We start from the raw sequence: 10,164 nt of genomic DNA, 5'->3' as shown, positions 1-10,164 counted from the left end.
ACGGAACTTCTTGCTTGCCGTAGCCCGACTATTAAAACAGTGGAAACAAGCGGCTTAATTTCGCCCAACCTGTTCCACCCTATTTTCTTATTATAGAATAATTTTTTCAATAAAAAACACAAACAGCTGTTTCCTTAGACAATTTTAAAAGTGTTTACCAATTTTATAAAAAAGTTGACTGCATCTCTTAGGAAACACCTTGAGCCACACATTTATCGCAGATCCCATAGATTTCGAAACGATGTCCTTCAATTTTACAGCCGGGAAGCTGTTCTTGAAAATAATCCAGCGGGCATTCTTCTAATTCAAACACCGCGCCACAATTGCGGCAAATAAAATGGTGGTGGTGCATATTGCTGAAATCGCACTGATACTTAACGATCGTACCACCAGCCTGACTTTTAGTCTCAATGATACCAATTTGCTCGAATTCACGGAGATTACGGTAAACCGTGTTATAACTCATTGTTGGATAAATTTCGCGCATGTGTTTATCGACTTGTGTGACTTCCAAATATTCGTGCTGATTATCACTCAAGTACTCCAGCAGACTGCGCCGCTGCTTGGTTAATTTATAATTGTTCTTTTTCAAGATCCGCACTGCATCAGCAATCAAATCATTCACGTCCTTTAAAAAGTAATCATTACTACTATGGTATAGTATCACGAATATTTGTCCACGTTAACTGACAGATTTTACATTTAGTCAAAAAAGCACAGTAAATGCTCTTCAGCAACAAGCAATTTTTAATCCTGAAAGTCGGAAGCAGCAACCTTCCAACCAACCTTGACCAGCCATGCATCCAAATAATGCTTAGTTTGTTCCCAGTCATCATTTAATAAAAGCTGGGCATGTGCGTGTAATTCTTGGGGTAATTCGAGATCACGTTTAGCCTCTTGGCTTGCTAAACGCTTTTTGATCAGCTCCACTCTGTCACCACGCTCCGCCAAGCGTTGCGCTTGCTTTTTTTGGTCAGAGGTTTCTAAATAGAGCACCAATGTTTCTGCCGGCATCTTTCGTAAATACGAAATTGCTCCTTTTGTATCTAAAACGATCACAGCCCAATCATTATCTTCCCAGGCACGTTGCAGACCTTCAAGCGAAGAACCATATTTTTTGTCATCATAATCAACGTGTTCTAGAAAATGATTGCGAAAAAATGTTTCATCTGTTTCAAAATAATAATCCACGCCGTCTTGTTCACCCACACGTTTCATGCGGGTCGTATGGGTCAAGACCTTTTCCATGCCATATTTTTCTGTCAAATAATTGCGCACCGTCGTTTTGCCGGTCCCAGGTGCTCCGGTGATCACTACCACATGTTTCATATCAAATTCCCCCTGTGCTTTTCTACATTCTATCATTCTCTCAATTTTCTGTGTATCAAAAAAATCGCTGGTCACGCAGACTTCTGACATCTGATGTCATTTAGACATTTTTTAAATTCAAATTATTTAAACGCAAAAATATTTTTCTAATTTTTCTTTAATATTACAAAACTTTATGATATAACCATATGTATATCAAGTTTCAAATTTGCAACTACACAAATTAATGAAAATCTCATTTACGTGACAGGTTGTTAAATTTTGTTTGGAGGCATAGTTATGAGTTTAAAAGAACGCGTGACCCGCAAAGAGAACCTCTCACGTTACCTGGATCAAGATCAAAGGTTTGAAAAACCTCTTGGTTCATCCGACCTGATCGCTATGGGCGTAGGAGCAGTGATCGGTACTGGGATCTTCATTTTGCCTGGGACTGTAGCAGCTGTCCATAGCGGTCCTGCCATCGTTTTATCATTTGTTATCGCAGCCGTGGTCTGTTCGACCGCTGCCATGTGCTACGCTGAGTTTTCATCAGCCCTGCCAATTGCCGGGAGTGCTTATTCTTTTGGTAATGTTATTTTCGGTGAGGGGATCGGGTGGTTTTTAGGCTGGTCTTTGATCCTAGAATACATGCTGGCCGTTGCCGCAGTTTCTACAGGATTTGCTTCATATTTTAATTCATTTATTGCAGGTTTTGGATTACATATTCCACAGGCTCTGGACGGTCCATTCGATCCTGCGCATGGCACATATTTTAATATCGTAGCTTTTGCTATCGTTTGGTTAATTTTCTTGTTGCTCTCACAGGGAGTCTCAACTTCCATGAAAGTCAATAATTTAATGGTTGTGATCAAGATTGCTATTATTATCTTGTTCCTCATTGTCGGTGCTTTTTATATCAAACCAGCCAACTGGAGCCCTTTTGCTCCTTTTGGCGCTAAAGGTGTCTTTTCTGGCGCCTCACTGGTCTTTTTTGCGTACTTAGGATTTGACTGCGTGTCAGCCGCTGCTGCCGAAGTCAAACACCCTGAAAAGAACATGCCCCGTGGGATCATTGGGACTTTGGTGATCTGCACGCTACTATATATCTTAGTTTCGGTCGTTCTAACAGGAATGGTCAAATACACTAAATTAGATGTGGGTAATCCAGTTGCTTTTGCCTTGCAGCTGGTCCACCAAAACTGGGGCGCCGGTGTGATCTCGGTTGGTGCCATGTTAGGAATGTTTACGATGATGATCTCAATGATCTACAGCTCTTCACGTCTGATCTATTCGATCGGTCGTGATGGTCTGTTTCCTAAGTTCTTGGGACAGATCAGCGAGAAAACTCACATGCCGACTCACAGTATGCTGGCAGTCACGATCATTATCAGCCTGACTGGCAGTATGTTGTCGCTTGACCAACTGACTAACTTAGTCAATATCGGAACTTTGATGGCCTTTACTTTTGTTTCTGCCGGCATCATCCCGTTGCGCAAACGCAAGGATATTCCGAATACAAATGGATTCAAGGTTCCCTTCTATCCCATTTTACCGATCATTTCCGTGATTTTATGTATCGTAATGCTGACACAGCTTTCTAGTGAAACATGGCTGATGTTTCTTGTGTGGCTCATCATTGGGATCATCATCTACTTCAGTTATGGTCTCAAACATAGCAAACTCGCGCAAGATGACTAATTTATCAAACGTTTGACAAACAAAAAAGATGTCGTTATCTCTGAAACAGAGAACAGCGACATCTTTTTTTAGACGGTCAATTCGATTTGGTTGCCTTCCGGATCGCACACTACACTTTCATAATAACCATCACCCGTAGTCCGCGGGCCACTCAAATGCTGGCAGCCGGCAGCCGTGATCTGCTCAGTCAAATCATCGACCGCACTCTTGGAGCCTAAAGAAAAGGCCAGGTGCATATACCCTAATGGATAACCTTCTTGGCGGGTCTTATTAAGATCGTCCCTAGTCCCTACTTCCAATCGGGCCCCACTGGGAAAAGTCAGGAAATATGAAGAAAAGGTCGTGCGTGGATTGTAGTACTTATCAGAACGCTGTGCTTGAAAAAACTGCTCATAAAATTCAACGGTCCGTTCCAGATCAACTACAAATAGACCAACGTGTTCAATTTTCATTTGCTTACTCCTTGGTAAATGTCTTAGTCATAGCATATCAAATTTATTGGTGCTTGCGTAAACGGTTTTATTTAAGATACAAAAAAACTTCCTGCCGCGTGTGACAGGAAGCCCTAATTTTATGATAAATGTGCTGCTTTTAATGTTGCTGCTTTGCTGGCCAACCAGCCGTGCATCTTAGCATATGCTACTGCAAAGACGCCGATGACTGCTGTACCCTTGATCAGGTTAAATGGTATGACACCATACAAGACCATTTTGCTGATCGGCAACGACAACTTCATTCCTAACGAAGCAACGTAAGCCGGCATAATGACCGCCACATTGGCAATCGCCAGAACAACGGTCAAAGTTAACGTTCCAGCCAGACCCGCTAATAAGTAATCTTTAACACGCGGATCGTCTTTACCCTTCAAAATCAAGTACACTGGCAAGCAAATTGCCAAAGTTGAAACAAATTCCGTTGAGACATCGATCAAGTTAGGTAAAGAAACCCCCGAGACGATGAAAAACAATAATGAGCGGATCAGGTCGATCCCAATTCCTCCGCCAACCCCTAGAGCAAAGAAGCCCAAGAGGATCGGCACATCAGCAAACTCAATCTTCAAGTAAGGTACCAGCGGAATGACCGGAAATGCAATAAACCTTAGGATATAAGAAATTCCTGCCAAACCTGCTGCGATGACCCACTTTTTCATTGAACTATGCTTCATGATGAAACCCCTCCTAAAATTAATTAGAGGTTTATCTTCAACGGCAATTTGTCAACATAAAAAAGCCCTGCTACCTTTTTCCAGGGTAACAGAGCGAGTTTGTATTTTCCAAATCACTCTATCTTCTTCCATCCAGACTTTAACTGTCGGTCTTGGGATCACACCAAGTCAGCCTCATCAAAAAGATAAGGGTCGCGGACTATTACCGCCGGTCGGGAATTACACCCTGCCCTGAAGACAAACCATATTTATTTGTTAAACTTATTCTAGCATTACCCAAGAACAAGTGCAAGCGTTTAATTAAACACAGGGCGGAGCATGGCGTCCAGAAGCCGAGCACTAACAGACTTTCACGCTATAATGCGCTTTTTGCATTGTGGCGTAAAAGTTAGTTAGGCGCAAGCTTCTGCCATGCGCAGCCCGACTAAAATCACAGAGCGAAGGCAAGCGGGAAGAAGCGAGTATATCGGACTTAAACAGTAGAGTGCGCTTTTTGCACTGTGCTGTTTAAGTTGGATATACGGAACTTCTTGCTTGCCGTAGCCCGACTAAAACACAGTGCGAAGTGAACCGGGAGAAAGTTGAGCACTATCGGACTTTAACGATAAGTCGTGCTTTTTGCGACTTGTTGTTAAAGTTGGATAGGCGCAGACTTTTGGTTCACGTAGCCCGACTAAGATCACAAAGCGGAATTGTCTGAGTTTCGGAGCCCGACTAGATAACCGGACGAAAGCTGACCACTAATGGACTTAGGCATCATGGTAAATGTTTTTCCGTTTGTGTTGCCTAAGTTGATCAGGCGGAACTTGCCGGTTCACGCAACCAAAATAAAAATATTTGTCTACCTATGAACTAGTCCTGTCTGCTGTCTCATTTGCCAAACAATAATAGTCTTCCTAGCACATAGTCCTGCTAAAAGCGCTGACTTGAGTTATAATTGCTGGTAACAATAATTATCTAGAAAAGAAGGGAAATGTATGAAATTTAATCAGTACTCACGCATGATAGTGCCCTACCGCACCCAAGTTTCCGAACTCCAAGGCATCGGCTTTTTAGACCAATTAGTCACGCCGCAAACCAGCTTGAATGACTTGTGGCTGTCGTTTATTTATAAATCTTTCCCTCAAGCTCAAAGTCAGAGCACTTTGAAAGAGATGGTCAGCAACCTATTAGCGACGCCGACACAAAACGTCTTGGAATACATAGACCAAAAGACAGTCGATGCAGCTCCATTTTACACAGTCGGACTGCAGCTGCTCGGCTTTACTTGTGGTGATGATTTCAAAGTAGACCAGCCCTTACAAACCATGAAGGATTTTAACCTGCTTTATCATGAAAAACTCAACAACATCGAAGAACTAGTCGGAGCTTGGTACGATCTGCTCAATACTCGCGGCAAAAATGGCCAAATTTTACTTGATGCTTTAGCTGCTCAAGGATACTTTCTACCATTATATGACCTCCCCATCGCTCAAAAGCCGCTGCTTTTTAATGGCAAGTCACAACCGGTCTTTGCAACTGATGATTTGATCAGAGAGGTCGTTTACATCGAATCCAGCTTGGATACTGATCATGATGGCAAACGTGACCTACTGAAAGCCGAGATCTTACGACCGTCTGACGCTAATAATGGGTTAAAGGTCCCAGCAGTTTATACAGCCAGTCCTTATAACCAGGGGACCAACGACGAAGCTGGGGATAAAATGATGCACAATGTTGACCAGCCTTTGACACGCAAAGAACCAAATGAACTCCAATATGAAGACATTAAATACCAGCAAGACACAGAAGAATTACCGCCCGAACGCCCAGTAAAGGGCACTACCCAACAAGCCGAGGAAACATTTGGACGAGAATTCTCCTACACTTTAAACGATTATCTGGCTGCTCGTGGATTTGCCATCGTCTACGCGGCTGGGATCGGCACTCGTGGTTCACAAGGTGTCCGTAACTGCGGCAGTCCAGCAGAAACTGCCTCGACGATCGCTATTATCGAATGGCTAGCCGGCAATCGACGTGCCTTCACAAATAAGACCGACAACATTGAGATCAAAGCCTGGTGGTGTAACGGTTCTGTCGCTATGACCGGCCGCTCATACTTAGGAACACTAGCCACGGCGGCGGCCACGACTGGCGTTACCGGATTAAAAACAATTATTTCAGAAGCAGCTATTTCCAGCTGGTACGATTATTATCGCGATAATGGATTAGTCATCGCGCCTGGCGGCTTTCCCGGCGAAGATGCCGACGTCTTGGCCGAAGAATGTTTCAGCCGCCAACTAGACGGCGCCGATCATCTGAAGGTCAAGCCTTTCTTTGGTCAGCAACTAGCACAGATCACCCGCGGGCAAGATCGCACTACTGGCGACTACAACACATTTTGGGACGCGCGTAATTATTTAAAAGACGTCGCAAATGTCAAGTGCGATGTACTCATGGTGCACGGTGTCAACGACTGGAACGTTAAGCCGCGCAACGTCTACAATTTTTACCGTGCTTTAGCCAAACTGCCTGTTACAAAAAAATTGATCTTGCATCAAGGCCAACACATCTATATCAATGCCTTTCGTTCGCTAGATTATAGTGAGATGATCAACTTATGGCTGACAAATAAGTTATATGATGTCGCCAATAACGCCGACCAGATCTTACCAGCCGTATTAGTACAAGATAATGTCCAGCCCGAAACATGGACGGCTTATCCTGATTGGGACAAAACAGAGGTTAAACAGCAAAACTTATACTTTGACCAAGAAAAACTAACTGAAAACCAACCTGCCAAAACTGCCACGGTCTCATTTTCTGATCATTTGTCAGATGAACAATTTGCCAAGTACCGTCAGAACTTCGAAAACTGGAGAAACACTATTTTGGCCGACCACGCCAGTGACTTGAGCGACAAACGTTTGCTATTCAAAACTCAGCCATTAGCCAACGACGAATTATTGCGCGGGGCGGCTCATCTGAAGTTAAAGGTTGCCAGCAACCAAGATCACGGCATGCTGTCGGTAATGTTAGTCGACTATGGCACCGCCAAACGTTTGGGAGTCTCTCCAACAGTCTTAGCACGCAAGAGCATCAGTGAAGGCTATCACTGGCGCGAAGATGACTTAAATGAGTTCCAGCTGACCAAGAAAACACCATTTAAAATGGTTTCTAAAGGTCACATCAACTTGCAAAACAGGACGGCAAATTACAAAACAGACGACTTACAGGCTGACGAATTTTACGACATCGAATTCGACTTACAGCCGACTTTCTATCACTTGCCGCAGGGCCATCAATTAGGACTTGTAGTCTACTCCACTGACATGGAAATGACAGTGCGCGGCAACGAAAAAATCAACTACACCCTAGACTTGTCCGAATGCCAATTGACTCTTAAAACTAGCAAATATTAATTAAAAAAACGTTCCGCTGCACGACAAATTTGTGCAGCGGAACTTTTTTTTGATGGGTCACTACGCTAGGCGGAGAATTTTTTTTGAATTGTGCTGCTTACTTGACCTGAGTTTGCGTTACATTCCAACTTGCGACAATTACTTTGTCATAGTTTGCATCACATTCTCGCTTGTAACACTTACTTCGCCTGAGTTTGCGTTACATCCCAACTTGTAACACTTACTTCGCCAAAGTTTGCATCACATTCCAACTTGTAACACTTACTTTGCCTGAGTTTGCATCACATTCCAACTTGTGACGCTTACTTCGTCAAAGTTTGCGTTACATTCTCGCTTGTAACACTTACTTCGTCGGACTTTGCGTCACATTCTCACTTGTAACACATACTTTACCAAAGTCAGTCCCGCATTTTTAGTAAACTTCATTTAAGCACCATGCTGACTCCGCTTTTCCCATTACTTCAAATAAGAAATTGGCTTTTTGACCTCAATTTTAGTCCCATGATATTGGTTTTTAACATATTTTTGGATAACCGGCTCGTGATACAGCTTAAGCAGCTTCTGGTATACTTTTTTCTTCTGGTTGCCAGCGGCAGTAGCCAAAATATTGATATTTTGCCGAGTACTTTGATTGATTTTTTCATGATATAGCGAATCGTGCAGAACATTCAATTTGCCCTCCAACGCAACCGTGTTTGAAATCAAGACTGCGTCAACACTATTCAGCACGCGCGGTCCAGTCGTGTCGTCGATTTCTTTAAACTTCAGACCCCGCGGATTTTCAACGATATCATTGGTATTGCCTAATAAACCAAAGTTCTTCTTTAACTTGATCAAGCCGGCATCTTGCAGCAACAATAAGTCTCGCGCCGTGTTGGCAGGGTTATTTGCAAGTGCGATCGTCGCTCCAGTCGGAATTTGCTTTAAAGAGTCGTACTTATCAGAGTAGATTCCGAGCGGCTCCAAGTAGGTTGTCCCGATAACAGCTAATTTATGTTGCGGATTTTCCTTATTATAAGCCTGCATATATGAATATGACTGGAACGCATTGACATTCACGTTATTTTCGGAAGTCGCGTTATTTAACTGCACACCGTCGGAGATCTGCTTGACCGTGATTTTTAAGTTCAATTTTTTTGCTTGCGGGCTTGCTGCGATGTGCTGCCAAACGTCATAGTCACTGCCCTGCGACCCAACAGTGATTTGGTCTGGTGCACTTTGAGCACTATAAGTATTGTAGGTATGCAAACCGACCGCTGCCAAAACACCCACTACCAAGCTGGCGCATAAGACCAGCCAGTTTTTAATTTTCACGCTTACCCCACCTTTCTTGAATGATTTTTTCAAACGTTTGTCAAACTCTTGAAACTAAAGACGCGCCAGTTTTTTAGCAAGCTGATCACCAATAATTTGCGTGGCAAACACCAGCACCAAAATTACCAGCAAAGCCGCAAAAGTCACGTCGTTTTCAAAACGTGCGTAGCCGATACTGATCGCAATATCGCCCAAACCGCCAGATCCTATTGCACCGGCCATCGTGGTTAGCCCTAATAAACTAATGATCGTCACGACTGATGCTCGGATAATGTCAGGCAAACATTCACGCAAATAGATCCGGAAAATAATTTCTGTCGGACTAGACCCCATCGCTTGCGCGGCTTTGATCACCGATGGCTCAATACTGAGCAATGCGTTTTGGATCTGCCGTGCATAAAAGGGAAAGATCCCTACGATCAGCGGAACTAAAGCCGCGGCTGTCCCAACAGTCGTCCCCACTATGTATTTAGTGATTGGAGCGATCACGGCCAGCAAAATAATAAATGGCACTGACCGTAATAAATTGACGACCTTGTCTAAGAAGCTGTAAAATGGCGGATCAGCATCGATCCCTCCTGGCTGAGTCATGACTAAAAAAATTCCCGTCCCAATCCCTAATACTGCGGCGACCACGGCCGACCAAAAGGTCATATAAATCGTCTCCCAAGTCGCCTGCACGAACTGCGGCCAAATTTTGACTACATTTGGAAACCATTCAGCTAGCATTTTCAGGACTCCTTTCTTGTACGGCTAAGTCTGTGACTGTCACGCCAACATTCTTCAAATAAGTGATCCCTGGTTCAACTTTTCCATCTTTTTCTGACAGGATCACCAGCATGTAGCCCAGAGAAAGTTGAGCGACTTTTTGGACGTTAGCAAATAAAATATTGGCCTTGATCCCAAATTTAGCAGTCAATTCCGAGATCACAGATTCATCAGTTACTTGACTTGAAAATTGCAAATACAAAAGACGTTCACCTGCAGTCAAGTTCGCCAACAAATCATCATCAACGACCTGCTGGCGCATCTGCGTGACGTTGGCGGCAGACTCGATAAAAGTTTGGGTCAAAGACTGCTTTGGCTGAGCAAAAACTTGTCCTACTGGGCCACGTTCGATGATCCGCCCATCTTCCATGACAGCCATTTCTTGGCAGATCGACTTAATGACTTCCATCTCATGGGTGATCAAAACCACAGTCAACCCGAATTTTTCATTTAGTTTTTGTAAAAGCTGCAGGATCGAATCCGTCGTTTGCGGATCCAGCGCACTAGTTG

Annotated in this window: 9 protein-coding genes and 1 riboswitch; of the genes, 2 read left to right on the top strand and 7 right to left on the bottom strand. The window is 43.6% G+C overall.

Annotation, left to right across the window (positions count from 1 at the left end; all coding sequences use genetic code 11):
- Positions 1-187 precede the first annotated feature (187 nt).
- Both FC65_RS06060 and FC65_RS06055 read right to left on the bottom strand, forming a co-directional pair.
- The gene (locus FC65_RS06060) at positions 188-616 is read right to left on the bottom strand and encodes a Fur family transcriptional regulator (RefSeq protein WP_056971938.1); all 429 of its coding nucleotides are present in this window, start codon (positions 614-616) and stop codon (positions 188-190) included.
- A 131-nt stretch (positions 617-747) separates the two neighbouring features.
- The gene (locus tag FC65_RS06055) at positions 748-1,365 is read right to left on the bottom strand and encodes a guanylate kinase (protein WP_331199989.1); all 618 of its coding nucleotides are present in this window, start codon (positions 1,363-1,365) and stop codon (positions 748-750) included.
- Positions 1,366-1,608: 243 nt separating this feature from the next.
- Between FC65_RS06055 and FC65_RS06050 the strand changes: the two genes are divergently transcribed.
- Positions 1,609-3,006 carry an APC family permease gene (locus tag FC65_RS06050; protein ID WP_056971936.1) on the top strand — a complete coding sequence of 466 codons (1,398 nt, stop codon included), beginning with the start codon at positions 1,609-1,611 and terminating at the stop codon, positions 3,004-3,006.
- A 68-nt stretch (positions 3,007-3,074) separates the two neighbouring features.
- Here the strand turns inward: FC65_RS06050 and FC65_RS06045 are convergent, their stop codons facing one another.
- A complete protein-coding gene (locus FC65_RS06045; protein WP_010498298.1) occupies positions 3,075-3,458 on the bottom strand; it encodes a VOC family protein in 384 nt (127 codons plus the stop codon).
- Positions 3,459-3,577: 119 nt separating this feature from the next.
- Positions 3,578-4,171 (bottom strand): ECF transporter S component, encoded by a 594-nt coding sequence (locus tag FC65_RS06040; protein ID WP_010498296.1) that lies wholly within the window; start codon positions 4,169-4,171, stop codon positions 3,578-3,580.
- A gap of 116 nt (positions 4,172-4,287) precedes the next feature.
- A riboswitch (FMN riboswitch) is annotated at positions 4,288-4,414 on the bottom strand.
- Between the two features lie 734 nt (positions 4,415-5,148).
- Here FC65_RS06040 and FC65_RS06035 point away from each other — a divergent pair.
- Complete coding sequence (locus FC65_RS06035) at positions 5,149-7,572, top strand: Xaa-Pro dipeptidyl-peptidase (protein WP_056971935.1); 2,424 nt, start codon at positions 5,149-5,151, stop codon at positions 7,570-7,572.
- Positions 7,573-8,028: 456 nt separating this feature from the next.
- Here the strand turns inward: FC65_RS06035 and FC65_RS06030 are convergent, their stop codons facing one another.
- The 3 genes from FC65_RS06030 to FC65_RS06020 form a co-directional block, all read right to left on the bottom strand.
- Positions 8,029-8,886, bottom strand: coding sequence for a MetQ/NlpA family ABC transporter substrate-binding protein (locus FC65_RS06030; RefSeq protein ID WP_056971934.1), 858 nt, complete (start codon positions 8,884-8,886; stop codon positions 8,029-8,031).
- A gap of 54 nt (positions 8,887-8,940) precedes the next feature.
- Complete coding sequence (locus tag FC65_RS06025) at positions 8,941-9,615, bottom strand: methionine ABC transporter permease (RefSeq protein WP_056971933.1); 675 nt, start codon at positions 9,613-9,615, stop codon at positions 8,941-8,943.
- Positions 9,605-10,164: NIL domain-containing protein (locus tag FC65_RS06020; protein ID WP_275453096.1), on the bottom strand; the 560-nt coding region annotated here is incomplete at its 5' end. The genes FC65_RS06025 and FC65_RS06020, both read right to left, overlap by 11 nt.

This window comes from Ligilactobacillus acidipiscis DSM 15836, from assembly GCF_001435755.1.
In the GTDB taxonomy this organism is placed as follows: Bacteria; Bacillota; Bacilli; order Lactobacillales; family Lactobacillaceae; genus Ligilactobacillus; species Ligilactobacillus acidipiscis.
Note: the sequence above shows the minus strand (reverse complement) of the source record. Positions and strands in the feature narration are given on the sequence as shown.

Coding starts and splice junctions, on each gene's coding strand:
- FC65_RS06055 (WP_331199989.1), bottom strand. CDS start 1,365: ATGATAGAATGTAGAAAAGCACAGGGGGAATTTGATATGAAACATGTG.
- FC65_RS06050 (WP_056971936.1), top strand. CDS start 1,609: ATGAGTTTAAAAGAACGCGTGACCCGCAAAGAGAACCTCTCACGTTAC.
- FC65_RS06045 (WP_010498298.1), bottom strand. CDS start 3,458: ATGAAAATTGAACACGTTGGTCTATTTGTAGTTGATCTGGAACGGACC.
- FC65_RS06040 (WP_010498296.1), bottom strand. CDS start 4,171: ATGAAGCATAGTTCAATGAAAAAGTGGGTCATCGCAGCAGGTTTGGCA.
- FC65_RS06035 (WP_056971935.1), top strand. CDS start 5,149: ATGAAATTTAATCAGTACTCACGCATGATAGTGCCCTACCGCACCCAA.
- FC65_RS06025 (WP_056971933.1), bottom strand. CDS start 9,615: ATGCTAGCTGAATGGTTTCCAAATGTAGTCAAAATTTGGCCGCAGTTC.